Source organism: Mycobacterium bohemicum DSM 44277, from assembly GCF_001053185.1.
Taxonomy (GTDB): Bacteria; Actinomycetota; Actinomycetes; order Mycobacteriales; family Mycobacteriaceae; genus Mycobacterium; species Mycobacterium bohemicum.
Genome location: NZ_CSTD01000003.1, coordinates 91,365 through 111,361, shown reverse-complemented (window position 1 = coordinate 111,361; position 19,997 = coordinate 91,365). Strand labels below are relative to the sequence as shown.

Annotated in this window: 22 protein-coding genes; 8 read left to right on the top strand and 14 right to left on the bottom strand. The window is 68.4% G+C overall.

All coding sequences use genetic code 11. The features are described from left to right. Window positions 1-35: 35 nt before the first annotated feature. Window positions 36-1,334, bottom strand: coding sequence for an ROK family transcriptional regulator (locus BN971_RS14990; protein ID WP_090350254.1), 1,299 nt, complete (start codon window positions 1,332-1,334; stop codon window positions 36-38). Between the two features lie 172 nt (window positions 1,335-1,506). Between BN971_RS14990 and BN971_RS14980 the strand changes: the two genes are divergently transcribed. Next, window positions 1,507-2,274 (top strand): SDR family NAD(P)-dependent oxidoreductase, encoded by a 768-nt coding sequence (locus BN971_RS14980; RefSeq protein WP_085179359.1) that lies wholly within the window; start codon window positions 1,507-1,509, stop codon window positions 2,272-2,274. On the opposite strand, the gene BN971_RS14975 is transcribed toward BN971_RS14980, so the two are convergent. After that, window positions 2,240-3,562, bottom strand: coding sequence for a L,D-transpeptidase (locus BN971_RS14975; RefSeq protein ID WP_372512063.1), 1,323 nt, complete (start codon window positions 3,560-3,562; stop codon window positions 2,240-2,242). The two genes, BN971_RS14980 and BN971_RS14975, sit on opposite strands and share 35 nt — an antisense overlap. Before the next feature lie 121 nt (window positions 3,563-3,683). After that, window positions 3,684-4,793: a UDP-N-acetylmuramate dehydrogenase gene (locus tag BN971_RS14970; RefSeq protein ID WP_085179361.1), complete on the bottom strand. Its 1,110-nt coding sequence runs from the start codon at window positions 4,791-4,793 to the stop codon at window positions 3,684-3,686. A 26-nt stretch (window positions 4,794-4,819) separates the two neighbouring features. Between BN971_RS14970 and BN971_RS14965 the strand changes: the two genes are divergently transcribed. From BN971_RS14965 to BN971_RS14955, 3 genes are read left to right on the top strand one after another with little or no spacing between them, the layout of a single operon-like run. Then, the gene (locus BN971_RS14965; RefSeq protein ID WP_085179362.1) at window positions 4,820-5,356 is read left to right on the top strand and encodes a DUF2505 domain-containing protein; all 537 of its coding nucleotides are present in this window, start codon (window positions 4,820-4,822) and stop codon (window positions 5,354-5,356) included. Between the two features lie 40 nt (window positions 5,357-5,396). Continuing rightward, entirely contained in the window at window positions 5,397-6,218 is an 822-nt protein-coding gene (locus BN971_RS14960) for a carbon-nitrogen hydrolase family protein (protein WP_085179363.1), read from the top strand. Next, window positions 6,215-7,243: an LmeA family phospholipid-binding protein gene (locus BN971_RS14955; RefSeq protein WP_170322168.1), complete on the top strand. Its 1,029-nt coding sequence runs from the start codon at window positions 6,215-6,217 to the stop codon at window positions 7,241-7,243. The genes BN971_RS14960 and BN971_RS14955 overlap by 4 nt, the downstream gene beginning before the upstream one ends. A 21-nt stretch (window positions 7,244-7,264) precedes the next feature. Here BN971_RS14955 and deoC read toward each other — a convergent pair whose 3' ends face one another. From deoC to BN971_RS14925, 6 genes are all read right to left on the bottom strand, one after another. Continuing rightward, on the bottom strand, window positions 7,265-7,945 hold the full coding sequence (deoC, locus tag BN971_RS14950; protein ID WP_085179365.1) for a deoxyribose-phosphate aldolase: 681 nt from the start codon (window positions 7,943-7,945) through the stop codon (window positions 7,265-7,267). Continuing rightward, entirely contained in the window at window positions 7,945-8,385 is a 441-nt protein-coding gene (locus BN971_RS14945; protein ID WP_085179366.1) for a DUF2599 domain-containing protein, read from the bottom strand. The genes deoC and BN971_RS14945 overlap by 1 nt, the downstream gene beginning before the upstream one ends. Before the next feature lie 5 nt (window positions 8,386-8,390). Continuing rightward, window positions 8,391-8,678, bottom strand: coding sequence for a DUF2516 family protein (locus tag BN971_RS14940; RefSeq protein WP_211279773.1), 288 nt, complete (start codon window positions 8,676-8,678; stop codon window positions 8,391-8,393). A gap of 105 nt (window positions 8,679-8,783) precedes the next feature. Further along, window positions 8,784-9,377, bottom strand: a complete 594-nt coding sequence (gene hbhA, locus BN971_RS14935) for a heparin-binding hemagglutinin HbhA (protein WP_085179368.1) — start codon at window positions 9,375-9,377, stop codon at window positions 8,784-8,786. A gap of 107 nt (window positions 9,378-9,484) precedes the next feature. Next, a complete protein-coding gene (locus tag BN971_RS14930; RefSeq protein ID WP_085179369.1) occupies window positions 9,485-9,922 on the bottom strand; it encodes a helix-turn-helix domain-containing protein in 438 nt (145 codons plus the stop codon). Between the two features lie 84 nt (window positions 9,923-10,006). Then, on the bottom strand, window positions 10,007-11,353 hold the full coding sequence (locus BN971_RS14925; RefSeq protein ID WP_428978061.1) for a DUF445 domain-containing protein: 1,347 nt from the start codon (window positions 11,351-11,353) through the stop codon (window positions 10,007-10,009). A gap of 168 nt (window positions 11,354-11,521) precedes the next feature. Between BN971_RS14925 and BN971_RS14920 the strand changes: the two genes are divergently transcribed. Together BN971_RS14920 and pcaA are read left to right on the top strand one after the other, a co-directional pair. After that, a complete protein-coding gene (locus tag BN971_RS14920; protein ID WP_245836531.1) occupies window positions 11,522-12,199 on the top strand; it encodes a TetR/AcrR family transcriptional regulator in 678 nt (225 codons plus the stop codon). Window positions 12,200-12,399: 200 nt separating this feature from the next. Then, on the top strand, window positions 12,400-13,263 hold the full coding sequence (pcaA, locus tag BN971_RS14915) for a cyclopropane mycolic acid synthase PcaA (RefSeq protein WP_085179371.1): 864 nt from the start codon (window positions 12,400-12,402) through the stop codon (window positions 13,261-13,263). A gap of 33 nt (window positions 13,264-13,296) precedes the next feature. Here the strand turns inward: pcaA and BN971_RS14910 are convergent, their stop codons facing one another. From BN971_RS14910 to BN971_RS14895, 4 genes are all read right to left on the bottom strand, one after another. Beyond that, a complete protein-coding gene (locus tag BN971_RS14910; protein WP_085179372.1) occupies window positions 13,297-14,157 on the bottom strand; it encodes a cyclopropane mycolic acid synthase family methyltransferase in 861 nt (286 codons plus the stop codon). A 128-nt stretch (window positions 14,158-14,285) separates the two neighbouring features. Beyond that, window positions 14,286-15,140, bottom strand: coding sequence for a 3-hydroxybutyryl-CoA dehydrogenase (locus BN971_RS14905; RefSeq protein WP_085179373.1), 855 nt, complete (start codon window positions 15,138-15,140; stop codon window positions 14,286-14,288). Between the two features lie 89 nt (window positions 15,141-15,229). Further along, a complete protein-coding gene (gene aceA, locus BN971_RS14900; protein ID WP_085179374.1) occupies window positions 15,230-16,516 on the bottom strand; it encodes an isocitrate lyase in 1,287 nt (428 codons plus the stop codon). A 269-nt stretch (window positions 16,517-16,785) separates the two neighbouring features. Continuing rightward, window positions 16,786-17,580 carry an acyl-[acyl-carrier-protein] thioesterase gene (locus BN971_RS14895; protein WP_085179375.1) on the bottom strand — a complete coding sequence of 265 codons (795 nt, stop codon included), beginning with the start codon at window positions 17,578-17,580 and terminating at the stop codon, window positions 16,786-16,788. Between the two features lie 164 nt (window positions 17,581-17,744). Between BN971_RS14895 and ramB the strand changes: the two genes are divergently transcribed. Both ramB and BN971_RS14885 read left to right on the top strand, forming a co-directional pair. Next, window positions 17,745-19,169 (top strand): acetate metabolism transcriptional regulator RamB, encoded by a 1,425-nt coding sequence (gene ramB, locus BN971_RS14890; protein ID WP_085179376.1) that lies wholly within the window; start codon window positions 17,745-17,747, stop codon window positions 19,167-19,169. Window positions 19,170-19,228: 59 nt separating this feature from the next. Beyond that, window positions 19,229-19,720: a carboxymuconolactone decarboxylase family protein gene (locus tag BN971_RS14885; protein WP_085179504.1), complete on the top strand. Its 492-nt coding sequence runs from the start codon at window positions 19,229-19,231 to the stop codon at window positions 19,718-19,720. On the opposite strand, the gene BN971_RS14880 is transcribed toward BN971_RS14885, so the two are convergent. Continuing rightward, on the bottom strand, window positions 19,721-19,996 hold the full coding sequence (locus BN971_RS14880; RefSeq protein ID WP_085179377.1) for a hypothetical protein: 276 nt from the start codon (window positions 19,994-19,996) through the stop codon (window positions 19,721-19,723). It lies immediately after the preceding gene. Between the last annotated feature and the right edge of the window lies 1 nt (window position 19,997).

Genomic DNA, 19,997 nt, shown 5'->3' with positions numbered 1-19,997 from the left:
TTCAGGCGCGCAGCCGCGGCTGAACCCGTCCCGCCTCAGGCGGGCGCTTCGTCGACGGCGACCTGGGCCAGCGGGGAGTTGATGACCCCGGCGCGCCGCATCGCGCCGAGCGGGTCGGCATACAACCCGGCCAGCGACACCGTGCCGGCCCCGGCCTCCTGCACCCGGTTGCCGAACACCGTGACGCGGATGTCCCGCGGCGGCAGGATCGAGCGGGCGGCGAACGCCGCCACCACGTGCTCCATCCCCTCGGGGTATTCGGTGAAGGCTTGGCCGCCGACCACCAGATCGTCCGGGTTGAGCATGTCGCGCATCAGCGCGACCGCCTCGCCGAGCACCCGGGCGCGCTCGTCCAGCAAATCCTTGGCCTGGGGGTTCCCGGCGCGGGCGAACCTGAGCAGGTCGGTGATGGCCGATGCCGACCCGTTGCCCCCGCCGGCGGGGGCGGGCGGGACGACCTTGAGCCGGCGCGCCGCGGCCAGGACGGCTTCGTCGCTGACCGTGGACTCCAATTGACCGGTGCCGCCGAGCAACTCGGAGTGCGCGGGCAGCCCGGCGATGGTGCCCGGACCGCTGGCCGGGCAGTGCACCCGCCCGCCGATCACCAACGCGTACCCCACGGTCTCGCGGGCGTAGACGTACAGGCTCGTCGGTGAGCTCGGCGCGAATCGCCGCATTCCCAGCAACAGCTCGGCGCCGGCCATGGCGTCCACGTGGGAGGCCACCGAGACCGGCAGCCGCAGGGCGTCGGCCAGCACCGGCCCGACCGGCGCCTGACGCCACCCCAGCCGCGGGTGGTCGACGTGACCGGTGGCGCCGTCGACCGTGCCGCCCGTCGCCACCCCGACCCACAGCGGGCGGCGCCGGTGCCAGCGCCGCAGGTATCGGCCGGCGCTTTCGGCCAGCGACGCCAGCGCCGCCCCCGCGGGACTGCGGGGCGTCGGGGTCTCGACGGTGTCCAGCGTGCGGCCGAACAGGTCGGTGGCCACGATGCTGGTGGTGCGCGCGCCGATGTGGATGCCCAGGGTCACGAACGGCTCGTGGTTGATCTCGACGGGCACCCGCGGGCGCCCGATGGCGCCGGAAACGGCCAGGTCGGCGCGCTCGCGGAGCAGGCCTGCATCGAGCAGCGCGATCACCTGGCGGTTGACCGTCGCGATGCTCAGCGAGGTCACCCCGGCGATGACGTCACGGCCCACCGGGCCGCGCAACCGGACCGCGCGGAAGACCGATGCCGCCGCGGAGTCGGCGATGTGCAGCGCCGGCGGCAGGATTTGGCGGTGCGACCGCCGATAATGGGTGGGAAAGCTGTGGGTGAGGGTATTCGTGCGCACGAGCGTCCTTTTGTCCGAGTTTCGATGGCCGGCTTGGCCACACCTGAAAGTCAGGAGCGGCGAAGTGCGCGGCAACAACACGCACCCGCCGCGCAAAGACACGCGGTGGTGGTGCTGGACAGGGCGCTGAGGTGCACCCGGCAAATTTAGCACGTTGACTAAGGTTGTTTCGATGGCTGGAAATATCAGGAATGAACGCGTCGCGGTCGTGACCGGCGCCAGCTCCGGCATCGGCGAGGCGACCGCCCGCAACCTCGCTGCTCAGGGGTTCCACGTCGTCGCGGTGGCCCGCCGGGCCGACCGGATCGAGGCCCTGGCCCGTGAGATCGGCGGCACCGCGATTGCGGCGGACGTCACCGACGACGCCGCCGTCACCGCGCTGGCCGACAAATTGACGCGGGTCGACGTCCTGGTCAACAACGCCGGCGGCGCCCGTGGCCTGGAGCCGGTCGCCGACGCCGACCTCGAGCACTGGCGGTGGATGTGGGAAACCAACGTGCTGGGCACGCTGCGCGTCACCCGCGCCCTGCTGCCCAAGCTGATAGAGTCCGGTGACGGCCTGATCGTCACCGTCACTTCGGTTGCGGCGCTTGAGGTTTACGACGGCGGCTCCGGCTACACGGCGGCCAAGCACGCGCAGGGGGCGCTACACCGCACCCTGCGCGGCGAGCTGTTGGGAAAACCGGTGCGGCTCACAGAGATTGCGCCCGGAGCGGTCGAAACCGAGTTCTCTGTGCTGCGTTTCGGCGGCGACCAGCAGCGGGCGGACTCGGTCTATACCGGCATCACACCGTTGGTGGCGGCCGACGTCGCCGAGGTGATCGGGTTCGTCGCCTCCCGGCCCTCGCACGTCGACCTGGACCTGATCGTCATGAAGCCCCGCGACCAGGCGAGCGCCACGCGGTTCAACCGCCGGGACCCGGGCTCGACGTCGTCGTAGTCGGAGTAGTCGAAGTCGTCGTCGTCGAAGTCGTCGTCGTTGTCGTCGTGGGCGTGCCCGACAAGCTGGGCGCGGTAGACGGCGTGACCGGCGCGGTCACCGGGATCTGCGTCGACGGCGGATGCGCCGACGGGGGCGGCAGGGCCGACATCGACACCCAGGTGTCCCAGTCCACGGCCCAGTCCCAGATGTCGCCGTCGGAGTAGGACAGCTGGATCGAGCTGCCGGTCACCTCGACGGGGTCGCCGTAGATCGCTGTCTGGTAGTACTGCTCGGCGTCGCCGGTCGAGAGGTTGATGCAGCCGTTGGTGACGTTGCTGTTGCCCTGCGCGCCCGCGCTCGACGGGTTGGCGTGGATGAACTCGCCGTTGTTGGAGATGCGCACCGCCCAGCGTTCGTGGGCGTTGGTGTAGCCGGCGGCGGGGTTGGACATGTAGAAGTCCGAGTACTTCTCGGTGACGACGTGGATGCCGTTGCGGGTGACGTTGCGCGCCTTGTCCGCCTCGCCGTAGCTGCACGGGAAGTCCATGATCACGCCCGCGTCGGTGACGACCTGGATGCGGTGCGAGGTCACCTCGGCCTTGACCACCTGCCGGCGCCCGATGCTGATGTTCAGCGAGATGTCGTCGGCGCCGTAGGCGCCGTCGCCGTACGGCACCCCGTAGAGCTTGGCGTCGACGTTCACGGTGGTGCCCGCGGGGTAGTACTCGCGGGTGCGGTAGTGCACCCGGGCGCCCTGGCGCTCGTCGGGCAGCCAGGCCCAACTGCCCTCCACGGGCGGGTTGGTGGTGACGGTCAGCGCCCGCTCGACGGCGGCCTTGTCGCTGATCGGGGCGTCGAACTGGATGATGATCGGCGCCGCGATGCCCACGGTCTGGCCGTCGGCCAGCTGGAACGCCCCGCCGACCTTCTTGGTCGGGCTGACGGTGGTGAACTTGCCGGCGATGGGAACGGCCTTGCCGTTGTGCCCGACCGCCGAGCCGCTCCAGGTGTAGACGGAGTCGTAGCCCAGCGGCTCGGTGGTGGTGAAGACGGTCCGGTCCTGGTTGAACACGCCCGCGACCGCCTTGCCCGCCGAGTTCGTCAACGCGACGCGCTGGAACCAGCCGTCGTGGACCTCGACGCTGATCGGGGCGATCGGCACCACGTTCTCGGTCGCGTCGGCGGGCTGGAACTTCAGCGTCGCCGCGGGCGGCTCCTTCTTCTCCGCCTGCTTGGCCGCCGTTCCGGCGCACGCGGCCAGCGTGCCGGGAGCCAGCACACCAAGTCCCAGGGCCGCCAACGCCATGCGGCGGTTGACCGGCAGGGGGGTGCGGGGCGGGCTCACATCCACCAAAGATACCGGCACAAACGGGTCCCGCCCGCCACGACAATTCGAGGTCGGGGCGCGAAGCCTCTGGAAATGGGAGCTAGAGTCCGCACCCGAGCAGGACCGGCTCGGGTTGCAGTGTGATACCAAACACATCGCGGACGCCGTCGCGGACGATGCGCGCCAGGGCGATCACGTCCTCGGCGGTGGCGCCCCCCCTGTTGGTCAGGGCGAGCGCGTGCTTGGTGGACAGCCGGCAGCGCGCCGTCGCCTCGTCGGGGTAGCCCTTGCCGAAGCCGGCGTGTTCCACCAGCCAGCCGGCGGCCATTTTGACCCCGTCCGGGGCCGGGTAGTGCGGAACCGGGCCGGCCGCCCCCCGGGCCACCCGCTCGTAGACGTCCGGTGCGACGACGGGGTTGGTGAAGAAGGAGCCCACGCTCCAGGTGTCGTGGTCGGCCGGGTCGAGCACCATCCCCTTGCGGGCCCGCAGCCGCAACACCGCCTGGCGGACGGCGTTCGGGTCCGCGCGCTCGCCGGGGCCGACATCGAGCTCGGCGGCCAACTCGCCGTAACGCAGCGGTGCGCTGCGGCCCGACGCGTCCAGCGCGAACTCGACTTCCAGTACCACCCAAGGGATTTCGAGACCGGTTGGGTTCGCTCGCTTCAAGGCACTGGTGCGATACCCGAAGCCGAGCTCGGCGCCCGGCACCCAGCGCACCTCACCGCTGCCGCGTTCGAGGACCCTGACCCGGGTGATCGTGTCGGACACCTCGGTTCCGTAGGCGCCGACGTTCTGTACGGGCGTGGCGCCGGCGGATCCGGGGATGCCGGACAGGCATTCCAGTCCGCCCAGACCGTGGTCGATCGCGGCCACCACCACGTCGTCCCACACGGCGCCCGCCTCCGCGCGCAGCAGGTCGCCGTCGACGGTGATGCCGTGGTTGGCCAGCCGCACGGCGGTCACGTCGGCGAGGGCCTCGGCGATCACCAGGTTGGAGCCGCCGGCGAAGAGGAGCACGGGGTGATTCGCAGCGCCAGGGGCGGCATCGCAGTCAAGCTGCCGCACCACGGCGATCACCTGCTCGGTGGTGAGGCAGGTGATCAGGCGCCGCGCCACCGGCCCGATCCGCAGCGTCGTCAGCGGCGCCAGCGGCACCCGCTCGGCGACGCGCGCACCGGCGAAGAGCGAACCGGCACCGCTCGATTTCATGGGCCGTAACGGTAGCCTGGCCAGCTATGCCGCGTTCATTCGAGTTGACGGCCGAATACGAGCAAAGCGTCGAAACGGTGCACCGGGCCTTCCTCGAGGAGCGGTACTGGCAGGAGAGGCTGGCCGACATCCCCGTCGACGAGGCGCGGCTGGAGTTGATGCGCGTCGGCGAGTCCGACGACGGGTTCGATGGCGTTAAAGGCAGCGTCGAGGTCGTCACGCTGCAAATGGTGCGCAGCCACAACCTGCACGCCATCGTCAAGCAGCTGCACCGCGGCGACCTGTGCGTCCGGCGCGCCGAAACCTGGGGACCGGTCGTCGACGGCGTCGCGACCGCGTCGATCGCGGGTTCGATCGTCGACACCCCGGTCCAGGTGTCGGGCACGGCAGAGCTGGCGCCGATCGCGGAGTCCGGCGGCGCCCGGCTCGCGTTCCAGGTCGACGTTCACGTGCGGGTGCCGCTCATCGGCGGCAAGGTGGAGCGGCTGATCGGCACCCACCTGGCGCAATTGGTGAGCAGGGAACAAGAGTTCACCACCGCCTGGATCGCGAACAACGGCTGACGCCGGGCCTAGCCCTAATCGCCCGCCTAGGCTGGCGCACATGCGAATCGCCCTGGCCCAGATCCTCAGCGGCACCGATCCCGCGGCGAATCTGCAGGTGGTCCGCGAGTACACCAACCGGGCGGCCGACGCGGGCGCGCAACTCGTGGTGTTCCCGGAGGCGGCCATGTGCCGGTTCGGCGTCCCGTTGCGCCCGATCGCCGAGCCTGTCGACGGGCCGTGGGCCAACGGGGTGCGCCGCATCGCCGCGGACGCGGGCATCGCCGTGATCGCCGGCATGTTCGCCCCCGCCGACGACGGTCGGGTCACCAACACGCTGATCGCGGCCGGGATCGACCAGCCGGACGGGCACTACGACAAGATTCACCTCTACGACGCGTTCGGGTTCACCGAGTCGCGCACCGTCGCCCCCGGCCGCGAGCCGGTGGTGCTGACGGTCGACGGCATCGGGGTCGGCCTGTCGATTTGCTATGACGTCCGATTCCCCGGCCTCTACACCGAGCTCGCGCGGCGCGGGGCCCAGGTGATGGTGGTGTGCGCCTCCTGGGGGGCCGGACCCGGCAAACTCGAGCAGTGGACGTTGCTGGCCCGGGCCCGCGCGCTGGACTCCATGAGCTACGTCGCGGCGGTCGGTCAGGCCAACCCCGGCGAAGCCCTGACCGGCTCGGGAGCGCCGACGGGCGTGGGAGGCAGCCTGATCGCCTCGCCGTTCGGCGAAGTGCTCGCATCCGCCGGCCCGAGCCCGCAACTGGTGGTCGCCGACATCGACGTCGATCAGGTGCGGAAGGCCCGCGAGAGCATCGCGGTGCTGCGAAACCACTCAGAGTTTGCTCAGATCGATAGGGCACAATCGACTGGGTGACGAACCCACAAGGACCTCCGAACCAGGGCCCGCCGACCCGTCCCGGCGCCCAAGGCCCGTTCGGCCAGCCTCCCACCGAGCGCCCCACTGAGCGCATCAACACGGGCGGCCCGGCCCAGTCACCGCCGCCCGCGCCCGTTCAGATGCCCGGGCAGACCGAACGGATCGCCGCGCCGCACCCGAACGCCAACGCGCCCGCCTATCCGCCGCCGCCCACGCCCCCCGCTCCGCCGACGGAGAAGTTGCCCACTCCCGAGGAAGGGCCGGCAGCGGGCAAGAAGAAACGACGCTTCCTTCGCGACCCGCTGTCCATCCTGCTGGTGTGCATCATCGTGGTCGCGCTGGTCATCGCCGGGCTCGTCGGGCTCGAGCTGTACGCCCGCCACGTGGCCGACAGCAAGGTCGCCCAGGCGGTCGCCTGCGAGGTCAAGGACCAGGCCACCGCGTCCTTCGGCGTCACCCCGCTGATGCTCTGGCAGCAGGCCACCAAGCACTACACCAACATCTCCGTGCAGACGGCCGGCAACCAGCTCCGCGACGCCAAGGGCATGAAGCTCGACCTCAACATCCGCGACGTCCAGTTGAAGAGCACGTCCAACTCCAAGGGCACCATCGGCTCGCTGGATGCGACCATCAACTGGACCAGCGACGGGATCAAGGAGTCGGTGCAAAACGCGATCCCGGTTCTCGGTCCCTTCGTCACCAACAGCGTCACGACCCATCCCGCCGACGGCACCATCGAGTTGAAGGGGATGCTGGACAACATCACGGCCAAGCCCGTGGTGTCCGGCAACGGCATCGAGCTGCAGATCGAGACGTTCAACGCGCTCGGCTTCACGATGCCGAAGGAGTCCGTGCAGTCGACGCTGGACGACTTCACCTCCAACCTGACGAAGAACTTCCCGTTGGGGATTCACGCGGACAGCGTGCAGGTGACCTCCGGCGGAGTGGTCGCCCACTTCTCCACCCAGAACGCGACGATCCCGACGAGCAACACCACCGACCCCTGCTTCGCCAACATCTGACGGCTTCGGTGGCGGTCGCGCCTAACCCAGCCCGTCGAGCACGGCCCGGGTACCCGACAAGCCCAGCCTGGTGGCGCCGGCATCCAGCATCGCCAACGCGTCGTCGGCGGTGCGGATGCCGCCGCTGGCCTTGACCCCAAGCCGCCCGCCGACGGCGCGCGCCATCACCGAGACGGCGCGCACCGACGCGCCGCCCGCGGGATGAAAACCGGTGGAGGTCTTGACGAAATCGGCGCCGGCATCCTCGGCGGCGACGCACGCGGCCGCCAGCGCGGCCTCACCGGCCCGGTCCAATAACACCGCCGACTCCACGATCACCTTGAGCACGGCCGCCGGGCACGCAGCGCGCACCGTCTCGATGTCGGACCGCACCGCCGCGAGTTGTCCGGCCAGCGCGGCGCCGACGTCGATGACCATGTCGATCTCGCTCGCCCCGGATTCCACGGCGATCCCCGCCTCGCGCGCCTTGACCGACGACACGTGCTTGCCCGAGGGAAACCCGGCCACGGCGGCCACCCGCACGCCGCCACAGCCGGCGTGCACGGCGACCGGGACCATCGACGGCGAGACGCAGACCGCGTAGACGCCGAGGTCGGCCGCTTCGGCGACGAGCGCGGCCACGTCGGCGCCGGTGGCCTCGGGCTTGAGCAGCGTGTGGTCGACGAGCGCCGCCACCTGCTCCCGCGTCGGTCGGCCCGCCACTAGAACGCCTCCTCCGGGCCGCCGGGATTGCACCCGGAGGCCGCCATCTGTGCGTCGTCGACCACCGGCCGCCACGGCTCGAGGTTCCAGCTGGCTTTGCCCGGCTGCGCGAATTCGGCGAACTGCCAGTGGCAGAGGAACTGCGCGCGCATGCCGGGGGTATCGGCGTCGGGCGACAGCGCGAGCACCTCGGCCCAGGCTTCGTTCGCCGACGCCTCAGCCGCCGGCTGCCGGGCGGCCGCCCGGCCGGACGGAGTCGGATATACGCGCAGGCTGGGCAGGCCACGCCACTGGGCCCACTGGACGTGGTCGACGTAGGGGGGCGCGGCGGCCGCACTCGGGGTGCCGTCGCCCGCCCCGGGGTCGGCCCCGGCGGCCGGCGGGACGACGCCCGGCAGGGCCACCAGCGCCGCGAGCGGCGCCGTCAGCAGGGCTTTCATTCCCGCTAGCGTGACTTCCCTTGTATCTCGAGGAGTTTGGGTCGCACGTCGACCAAGTACACGCCGGCGGCGCAGGCGGCGATCACCATTCCCAGCACGCCGAAAACGGGATAGAGGAGGGACGTCATGGCGACGGCCACGCCAAGGATCACCAGCCAGACCGGCTTGGTCAGCTTATCGGCCGCCGTGTAGGCATCGCCTCGTTGCAGCGCGGCGTGGACAAATGCGTACACCGTCGTCACCAAGACGGCGACGAGCAGAACGAACATGACGTTATCCACGAGGTGAGGCACACATCAAGGGTATGCGGCCGCCGTCCAAAACGTCGACTCGGAGTCGCCGTGGCGGCGACTCCGAGTCGGTGTTGTTTGTCCGGGCAGGCCCGGGCGGCTTCTGCCTTACTTCTGGGTGACCTTCTTGGCGGTCGCCTTCTTGGCGGGAGCCTTCTTGGCGACGGGCTTCTTCTCCGGCGCCTTCTTGGCCACGACCTTCTTGGGGGCCTCGGCCTTCTTGGGCAGCTCGATGCCGACCAGCTTGGCCGCACGCTCACCGACGGCGCGGGTCTGCGACGCGACGGTGCCGAGCGCTTCCTGAGTCAGCTCCACGGCCTGGTCCACATAACCTTCGGCGCGGGCCGACGCGTCCTCGATGGCGCGCTGGCTGCGCAGCCGCTCCAGCGCGGCCTCGCCGCGCTCGACCAGCTCGTTGTACCGGCTGGTCGCCGCCTCGAGGTAGCCCTCGGCGGCCTTGCGCAGCTCCTCGCTGGTGAACTTCTCCCGCAGCTCGGTGAACTGCTCGGGCAGCTCCTCCTGCAGCTTGGACAGCCGCGCGCGGCTTTCCTCGACCCGGCTGCGGGTGTCGGTGCGGGTCTCTTCGGCGCGGTCACGAAGGTTCGCGATCAACTCGTTGACGGTGGCCAGCGCCAGGTCGGCCGCGCCCAGCGCCGCCAGTAGGGGGGCCTTCAGGTCCTCGATGTTTGCGTTGTCAGCCATGGTTTTTCCCTTTCACGGTTTGTTCTGTTATCAGCGTTACTACTTGTCTGTTGTGGAAGCTAGGGGACTTGATCTCTTCCTTTCCGGTCACCGGGGCGGCCGCTGACCTACACCGACCGCGCGTCGTGCTCGTCGTCGTCGTCGCCCGTGGGATCCACCGCGTCGGCGGACTCGTTTTGCTGCACGAACGAGGCGTAAATGTCGAGCAGGACCTGCTTTTGGCGCTCCGTGATCGCGAGGTCGGTGACGATGGCGTCACGCACCTGACTCTTCTCGCTCGGCTCGAGGATCCCGGCGCGTACGTAGAGCACCTCGGCGGAAATGCGCAGGGCCTTGGCGATCTGGTTGAGGACGTCCGCGGACGGTTTGCGCAGCCCGCGCTCGACCTGGCTCAGATACGGGTTGCTGACCCCGGATCGCTCAGCGAGTTGCCGCACCGAAACCTGGGCGTTCTCACGCAGATCGCGGATGAAGCTGCCCAGGTCGGACGCCATGTCGGAGGCGGCCGTGGACACCTTCGCCGAGAGCTTCTCCTCGGGTGCCATTGCGTACTCCTGGGCCGGACGGGTGATCAAGACCTCGTCAGACTAATCACAAGTGCTTGCTTTTGCAAGCACTTGTTAGCACCCCTAGAAGAGCAGCTGCCCGACGGTGTAGATGACCAGGCCCGCCAGCGACCCCACCACGGTGCCATTGATCCGGATGAACTGCAGGTCGCGTCCGACGTGCAGCTCGATGCGCCGGCTGGCTTCGCCGGCGTCCCAGCGCTCGATCGTGTCGGTGATGATGGCGGTGATCTCGACCCCGTACTGGGAGACCAGGTGCTGGGCCGCGCGCACCAGCCAGTTGTCGACCTTGTCGCGCAGTTCGGCGTCGTCGCGCAGCGATTCGCCGATTTGGACGACCGTGTCCGTGATCCGGCTGCGCAGCGCGCTGGACGGGTCGTCGACCCCTTCGAGCACCAGCCTCTTGAGGGTCTTCCACGCCGTCGCGGCGGCGTTGGCGATCTCGTCGCGGGCCATCAGCTGATCTTTGATCTCGTCGGCGCGCGCGATCGTCGCCGTGTCGTGCTGCAGGTCGTCGGCGAACTCGAACAGGAAGCGGGTGGCCGAGCGCCGCAGTTCGTGGTCGGGGTTGCGCCGGACCTTGTCGGTGAAGTCCATCAACTCGCGGTGGATGCGGTCGCCGACGAGGTGGTCGACGAACCGCGGCGACCAGCTGGGCGAGTCACGCTCGACGACGCGCTGGATGATCTCCCCCGCGTTCAGCGACCATTGGAACGCCCGGTCGGCCAGCAATTGGATCAGGGCCTCCTGCCGGTTCTCGGCCAGCAGGGTCGCCAGCACCCGCCCGACCGGGGGGCCCCACTGCGGCTCGGCGATGCGCCGCACGATCATCCGATCGATCACGTGCTGGACGTCGTCGTCCCGCAGCAGTTCCACCAGCACCCGCAGCACCGTCGCGGCCTCCGCCGCCACCCGTTGGGCGTGCGCGGTGTCCGACAGCCACTTGCCGAGCCGCCCGGGCACCTCGGCGTCGCGCAACTTGGTCTCGACCACCGGCGGGGGGAGGAAGTTCTCCCGGACGAAGGTGCCCAGGCCCTCTCCGAGCTGGTCTTTCTTGCGTTTGATGATCGCGGTGTGCGGGATCGGGATGCCCAGCGGGTGTTTGAACAGCGCGGTGACCGCGAACCAGTCCGCGAGGGCGCCCACCATCCCCGCCTCCGCGGCCGCTCCCACATAGCCGACCCAGGCGTCGGCGCCGCCCTGGGCCTGCGCCCACCGGCAGGCCAGGAACACACCGGTGGCACCGATCAGGAAGCCCAGCGCCACGACCTTCATCCGCCGCAGCGCCGTCCGGCGCTGCGCGTCGGCCTGGGGGTCGGCGCCGGCAAAGGACTCCGCGAGGGACGCGTGCGCCCGTGGGGGCGACGGTTCGGCCGCGGGTGAGAAGCCGTCCAGGGCTCTGTGTGCCACGTGTCCATCATGTATCGCCGCGACGATTTGATGTGAAGACACCGCTGAGCGGGCCACTGCACGCGCGCGGCCATGCGGTGGGCAAGGCCCGACAAGCCGTACTATCAAGGTCGTCTAGTGAATGGAATCGGCGACAGTGGCAGAGCAAATCTCGGCGTGACCGTGAAGATGGATGGTCGCAAACGGCGCTGGCATCAGCACAAGGTGGAGCGCCGCAATGAGTTGGTTGACGGCACGATCGTCGCCATCCGGGAGCACGGCCGCTTCCTGAGCATGGACGAGATAGCCGCCGCGATCGGCGTCTCCAAGACCGTGCTGTACCGCTACTTCGTCGACAAGAACGACCTCACGACCGCCGTGCTGATGCGGTTCGCGCAGTCGACCCTGATCCCCAACATGGCGGGTGCCCTGACGTCGAGCCTCGACGGTTTCGACCTGACCCGCGAGGTCATCCGCGTCTACGTGGAAACCGTGGCCGACGAACCCGAGCCGTATCGGTTCGTGATGGCCAACAGCTCACCCACCAAGAGCAAGGTGATCGCCGACTCCGAGCGCATCATCGCCCGGATGCTCTCGATGCTGTTGCGCCGCCGCATGCAGCAGGCGGGGATGGACACCGGCGGCGTGGAGCCGTGGGCCTACATGATCGTCGGCGGCGTGCAGCTGGCGACCCACTCCTGGATTTCCGATCCCCGGATGACCGCCGACGAGCTGATCGACTACCTGACCATGCTGAGCTGGAGCGCGCTGTGCGGGATCGTCGAGGCGGGCGGGTCGCTGGAGAAGTTCCGCGAGCAGCCGCACCCGTCCCCGATCGTGCCGCCGCGAGAGCACGAACCGGAATAGGCCTCGAACAGGCCCGGATAAGCCCCTGACGGGCGGGAATGGGTTGACGCCCGTCGCCGAAATGTGACGCATGTCCGGCTTTGTGGATGCGACTTCGGCCGCCCGAACCGCTAGCATGCAGGGGATGCATCGGGGGTAGGCGGGTTGTGCCGGCGGCGCACCCCTTCACCACGTCCGCATACAGAAAGGCCCACTTGGTTATGTCCGTGCAACTCACGCCGCATTTCGGGAATGTGCAGGCCCACTACGATCTGTCCGACGACTTCTTCCGGTTGTTCCTCGACCCCACGCAGACCTACAGCTGCGCGTACTTCGAGCGGGACGACATGACCCTGGAAGAGGCGCAGATCGCCAAGATCGACCTGGCACTGGGCAAATTGCACCTCGAGCCGGGCATGACGCTGCTGGACGTGGGCTGCGGTTGGGGCGCCACCGTGCGGCGCGCGATCGAGAAATACGACGTCAACGTCGTCGGGCTGACGCTGTCCGAGAACCAGGCCAAGCACGTCCAGACCATGTTCACCGAGATGGACACCCCCCGCTCCCGCCGGGTGCTGTTGGAGGGCTGGGAGAAGTTCGACGAGCCCGTCGACCGCATCGTCTCGATCGGCGCCTTCGAGCACTTCGGTCGCCAGCGCTGGGGCCACTTCTTCGACATGGCCCACCGGGTGCTGCCGGCCGACGGGGTCATGCTGCTGCACACGATCTGCCGTCCCACGTTCAAAGACGCCAGGGCGCAGGGCAATACGCTGACCCACGAGATCGTTCACTTCACCCAGTTCATCCTGGCCGAGATCTTCCCGGGTGGCTGGCTGCCGACGATTCCGTCGGTCGAAGAGCACGCCGAAACCGCCGGCTTCACCGTGACCCGGACCCAGTCGCTGCAGCTGCACTACGCCCGGACGCTGGAAATCTGGGCCGCCGCGCTGGAGGCGAACAAAGAGCAGGCCATCGCCATCCAGTCACAAGTTGTCTACGACCGCTACATGAAGTACCTGACCGGCTGCGCGAAGCTGTTCCGCCAGGGCTACACCGACGTCTGCCAGTTCACCTGCGAGAAGTGAGCGGCGGCCCGCGCCCTCGGCACCCGCGGCCGGCTACTTGAACAACGTGAATTGCCCCACATTGCTGATGCCTTTGCGGAAGAAGTTTTCGCACCCGGTCAGATAGTGCATGTAGCGGTCATAGACCTCTTGTGACTGGATGGCTACGGCCTTGTCCCGGTTCGCCGCGAGGTTGGCCGCCCACATGTTGAGCGTTCGTTCGTAGTGCGGCCCGAGCAATTGGACGTTCTCCACCGAGAACCGGGCCTTGCCCGCCAAATCCAGAATGTTTTCTATCGCGGGCAGCTGCCCGCCCGGGAAAATCTCGGTGTAAATGAACTTGATGAAGCGAATGTCATTCATGGTCAATGAGACGCCGCGGTCACGCATCTGCTTTTGCGGATAGCCCAGAATCGTGTGCAGCAGCATGCGTCCGCCTTCGGGAAGCACGTCGTGGGCGCGCTCGAAGAAGGCGGCGTAGCGCTCTTGCTTGAACGCCTCGAAGGCGCCGATGGTGACGATCCGGTCGACTCGGTCCTCGAACTCTTCCCAGCCCTGCAGGCGCACCTCGACGTGGCGCCGGGTCGGGGTCGCCGCCAACAGGGCCTTGCTGTATTCGAATTGGTTGCGGCTCAACGTGATTCCGATGACGTTCACATCGTGGACTTCGACCGCCCGCTTCAGCGCGCCGCCCCAGCCGCAACCGATGTCGAGCACGGTCATTCCCGGCTCGAGATTCAGCCTGCCCAACGCCAGGTCGAACTTCGCATTCTGCGCTTCCTCGAGCGTCATGTCGTCGCGCTCGAAGTAGGCGCAGGTGTAACCCATCGTCGAATCTAAAAATAGAGCGAAAAACTCGTCGGAAACGTCGTAAATGGATTGTGACTCTTCATAAAACGGCCTCATTGTGGCCATGCTCGGCAAATACCCTTCGTCTGTTTGACGCGAGTATAGTAACCGGGCGCCGCGCAGTTATGCGCGGAAAAGTCCGCTCGACTAGATCACACTAATTCGCAGTCCCGCAGGGCCGCCGTCGGCGCGTGTCAGTACTTGTAAAAGCCCTGACCCGACTTTTTGCCCAGCCGGCCCGCCTCCACCATGCGCAGCAGCAACGGCGGCGGGCCGTAGTGCGGCTCCTTGAATTCCTCGAACATCTTGTCCGCGATCAGTTTGAGGGTGTCGAGGCCGACGAGGTCGGACAGCCGCAGCGGGCCCATGGGGTGCGAGAGGCCCGCGACGACGGCCTTGTCGACGTCCTCAACGGTGGCGATACCCGCCTCGACCATCCGGATCGCCGAGAGCAGGTAGGGCACCAGCAGGGCGTTCACCACGAAGCCGGACCTGTCGGAGCACCGCACCACCTGTTTGCCCAGGACCGCGCCCGCGAACTCCTCGGTGCGGGCGGCGGCGGCTTCGTCGGTCACCAGCGTGCAGACCAATTCGACCAGCGGCAGCACCGGGACCGGGTTGAAGAAGTGCAGCCCCAGCACGCGCTGCGGGTTCTTGGTCGCCGCGGCGATCTTCATGATCGGGATGCTCGACGTGTTCGACGCCAGCACGGCGTCGGGGTCCGTGACGACCCGGTCCAGTTCGGCGAAGATCTCCGCCTTGACGGCCTCGTCCTCGACGATCGCCTCGATGACCAGCTGGCGGTCGGCCAGGTCAGCGATGTCGGTGGTGAAGCTGAGCAGGTCCAGCGCGCGGTCGCGCTCCCGCTCGGTCACCTTGCCGGCGCTCACGCCGCGCTCCAGCGACTTGGTCACGCGGTTGCGGCCGGCGGTGATCAGCGCCTCGGTGGGCTCGAACACCGTCACCGCGACGCCGGCGCGGATCGAGACCTCGGCGATGCCGGATCCCATCTGCCCGGCCCCCACGACGCCTACGCGGTCGATCGCCATGCACCACTCCTCTCAAACCCGCGAGCAGACGCAGAATCGCATCTCCTGGGGTCCAGGAGTGCGATTCTGCGTCTGGTCGGCAGACTAACTCAGTGGAACTGGCCCTCCTCGGTGGAGCCGGTCAGCGCCGTGGTCGAGGAGTTGGGGTCGACCGTGGTGGCGATGCGGTCGAAGTACCCCGCGCCGACCTCGCGCTGGTGCTTGGTCGCGGTGTAGCCCCGCTCCTCGGCGGCGAACTCGCGCTCCTGCAGCTCGACGTACGCGCTCATCTGGTTGCGGGCGTAGCCGTAGGCCAGGTCGAACATCGAGTAGTTCAGCGCGTGGAAGCCGGCCAGCGTGATGAACTGGAACTTGAATCCCATTGCGGCAAGCTCCTTCTGGAACTTCGCGATGGTGCTGTCGTCCAGGTGCTTGCGCCAGTTGAACGACGGCGAGCAGTTGTAGGCCAGCATCTGGTCGGGGTATTCCGCCTTGACCGCCTCGGCGAACGTGCGCGCCAGCTCGAGGTCCGGGGTGCCGGTCTCCATCCAGATCAGGTCGGCGTACGGGGCGTAGGCCTTGGCCCGCGCGATGCAGGGGTCGACGCCGTTGCGGGTCCGGTAGAAACCCTCGCGGGTCCGCTCGCCGGTGATGAACGGCCGGTCGGCCTCGTCGACGTCCGAGGTGATCAGCGTGGCCGCCTCGGCGTCTGTGCGGGCGATCACCAGGGTCGGGACGTCGCACACGTCGGCGGCCAGCCGGGCCGAGGTCAGGGTGCGGATGTGCTGCTGGGTCGGGATCAGCACCTTGCCACCCAGGTGGCCGCACTTCTTCTCCGACGCCAGCTGGTCCTCCCAGTGGGTCCCCGCGACACCGGCGGCGATCATGGCCTTCTGCAGCTCGAACACGTTGAGCGCGCCACCGAAACCGGCCTCGCCGTCGGCGACGATCGGGGCCAGCCAGTTCTCCACCGAGGTGTCGCCCTCGAGCGTGGCGATCTGGTCGGCGCGCAACAGCGCGTTGTTGATGCGGCGCACCACCTGCGGCACCGAGTTGGCCGGGTACAGGCTCTGGTCGGGGTAGGTGTGGCCGGACAGGTTCGCGTCACCGGCGACCTGCCAGCCCGACAGGTAGATGGCCTTGAGGCCGGCGCGGACCTGCTGGACGGCCTGGTTGCCGGTCAGCGCGCCCAGCGCGTTGACCCACTCCAGGTCGTGCAGTTCGTCCCACAGCACCTCGGCGCCGCGGCGGGCCAGGGTGTACTCCTCGACCACGCTGCCCTGGAGCGCGACGACGTCCTCGGCGGTGTAGGTGCGGGTGATGTCCTTCCAGCGCGGGTTGGTGTCCCAGTCCTGCTGGATCTGCTCGGCGCTCTTCGGTTGGCCAACGACAGACATGTGGCATTGCTCCTTAACGATCTTCACTGTTTGGCTTAGCTGAGGCCTCACCGGCGGTAGCTGGCGGCTCAACTTCACTGGTGTGCTAACTCGACCATGGCACAGCGCATCGTCGCAGGTCCACCCGTTTCAGTTGCGAATTTCAGCCACACCGCGGCCCCGGTTTGCAAACCTTGCGAAGGCGGCCAAGGACTTAACCGTTTCAGAAGCTACCGGCCGGTAACCTAAATCCGCAGGTCATTCGGGCAATCGGCGCCGGGCGGCGGCAATCAGAGGGCGAACAGCGCCGCGACGGCTTTCGTCTCGTCGCCGACCGCGTATGTGAGCGTTGTAACAGTGCGATCGGCCAGGCCGGGGCCGAATTGCTCGGTGGAGCCGGCCGGGTGGACGTGGGAGATGATCTCCAGCTTGTCGCCCAGCGCGACCGGCGCCTCGTGCTCGATGGTGGTGCGCAGCGGCCAGCTCATCAGCTCGGGATGCGACGCCAGGTAGTCCTCGATGACGCTCCAGTAGACCGAGTTGTTCATGTGGTCGAACAGGTCGATGTCGGTCACCCGCACGGGGAATTCGTGGATCTCGGCCGCGTCGTCGCGCCCGCCCGGCTTGAGGTACCCCTTCCAGCGCAGGCGGGTGACGTCCGTGGTCTTGTGCAGGCCCGCCAGGAAGTCGTCGGCGATGCGCGACGGCATCTGGGTGTCCCGGTTGATGTTGATCCAGAAGGCCTCGGACTCGATCAGGCCGCCCTTGCGGCCGTCGATCCGAACGCGCATCTCACACCACCGGTTGGAGGTCCCCGAACACCACCTGCGCAGGCGGAGCATGTCCTGGAACTCGATCGGCCGGATCAGGTCGACCATGGTGCGACGCACGATCCACAGCGGGTGGGTCTCCTCGAAGCCCATCTCGCGCAGCTGGTCCTGGCCGATGTCCTGGATGTGCCGGGCCGCCGCGTCCAGCCGCAGCCGGCCGGCGCGGTCGATGTCGCCGACGCGGAGCGGCCATTCGCGTCCGAACACGTCCGGGTGGCCGTCGGGCACCGGCATCAGTGTTTTGTCCAGGCTCACGGCATCGCTCCAGTTCACATTCCACCCGCGGCCCCCAGTCGTCTCGCGGAGCCCCGATGCGAATCATGCCAACCACGCCAGTCAAATACCAATTGCGACTCGACCCAGGCCGCTGTGAACTCTGCTAAGCACAACTTTGCAGCGGCCGGTACGCTGGGGCGGTCATGGCCAAGACCTTCGTCGGCGCCCGTGTGCGCCAACTCCGCAGCGAGCGCGGGTTCAGCCAGGCCGCCCTGGCCCAGATGCTCGACATCTCCCCGAGCTACCTCAACCAGATCGAGCACGACGTGCGCCCCCTGACGGTGGCCGTGTTGCTGCGCATCACCGAGGTCTTCGGGGTGGACGCGACCTTCTTCGCCTCCCAGGACGACACCCGGCTGGTCGCCGAGCTGCGCGAGGTCACCATGGACCGCGACCTCGACATGGACGTCGACGCGACGGAGGTCGCCGAGGTGGTCGGCGCCCACCCCGACTTCGCCCGCGCCGTCGTCAACCTGCACCGCCGCTACCGCATCACCACCGCGCAGCTGGCCGCCGCCACCGAGGAGCGCTTTTCCGACGGCAGCGGCACCGGGTCGATCACCATGCCCCACGAGGAGGTGCGCGACTACTTCTACCAGCGGCAGAACTACCTGCACGAGCTCGACACCGCCGCCGAGGAGCTCACCATCAAGATGCGCCTGCACCACGGGGACCTGGCCCGCGAGCTGACCCGCCGGCTCACCGAGGTGCACGGGGTGCACATCACCCGGCGGATCGACCTCGGTGACACCGTGCTGCACCGCTACGACCCGCGCACCAAGACGCTCGAGATCAGCAATCACCTGTCGTCGGGTCAGCAGGTCTTCAAGCTGGCCGCCGAGCTGGCCTACCTCGAGTACGGCGACCTGATCGACACGTTGGTCGAGGAGGGAAAGTTCACCAGCGACGAGTCGCACACACTCGCGCGGCTGGGCCTGGCCAACTACTTCGCCGCCGCGGCGGTGTTGCCCTACCGCCAATTCCACGACGTGGCCGAGAACTTCCGCTACGACGTCGAGCGGTTGTCGTCCTTCTACTCGGTGAGCTACGAGACGATCGCGCACCGGCTCTCCACGCTGCAGCGGCCCTCGATGCGCGGTGTGCCGTTTTCGTTCATCCGGGTGGACCGGGCCGGAAACATGTCAAAACGCCAGTCCGCCACGGGCTTTCACTTCTCCTCCAGTGGCGGCACCTGCCCGCTGTGGAACGTCTACGAGACGTTCGCCAACCCGGGCAAGATCCTGGTGCAGATCGCCCAGATGCCCGACGGCCGCAACTACATGTGGGTGGCACGCACCGTGGAGCGCCGCGCCGCCCGGTATGGTCAGCCCGGTAAGACCTTCGCGATCGGCCTGGGCTGCGAACTTCGCCACGCCCACCGGCTCGTGTACTCGGAAGGACTCGACGTCTCGGGGGAATCAGGAACAGTGGCCACACCGATCGGCGCGGGCTGCCGGGTCTGCGAACGCGACAACTGCCCCCAGCGGGCGTTCCCGGCGCTGGGCCGCGCGCTGGACCTCGACGAGCACCGCAGCACCGTGTCGCCGTATCTGGTGAAGCAACCGTGAGCACCGTCGGCCGCATCCCCTCCGGGCGCTTTCGCGAGCTGGGGCCGGTCAACTGGGTGATGGCCAAGATGGCCGCGCGCACGGTCGGCGCGCCCGAGATGCACCTGTTCACCACGCTGGGTCAGCACCGGCTGTTGTTCCTGGCGTGGAGCGTCTACAGCGGCCGGCTGCTGCGCGGCCGGCTGCCCGCGACCGACAGCGAGCTGGTGATCCTGCGGGTCGGGCACCTGCGGGCGTGCGAATACGAGCTGCAGCACCACCGCCGGATGGCCCGCAGGCAGGGGCTGGACGCGCAGAAGCAGGCCGCCATCTTCTCCTGGCCCGACTCCTCGAACGGGCTCTCGGGGATGCTGAGCGCCCGCCAGGTCGCGCTGCTGCGCGCGACGGACGAACTCGTCAAGGACCGCACCGTCACCACCGGCACCTGGCGCGAGCTCGCCGGCCACCTCGACCGCCGAGAGCTCATCGAATTCTGCTTGCTGACAACGCAATACGACGGGCTCGCCGCGACGATGTCGGCACTGGACATCCCGCTGGACAATCCGCGTTAGCTACAGGTAGACGTCGGCCAGCACGGCCAGCGTGAGCGCCAGCGGCAGGATCGGCAGGCCGAACCCGAAGCCCGACCACAGATAGTTCCTGCGCCTGCGCAGCACCGAGCCCCACAGCACGGCGGCGAGCGCCAGCGCCACCGACACGAGCAGCACCGTCGGGGCCCAGCGCCCCACGGCGGCGTTGTCGTCGGCGATCGAAAAGGCGGCCAGCCACAGGACATAACCCGCGGCGGCCCCCGCGATGACCCCCACGACCGTGTCGGTGCGAATCATG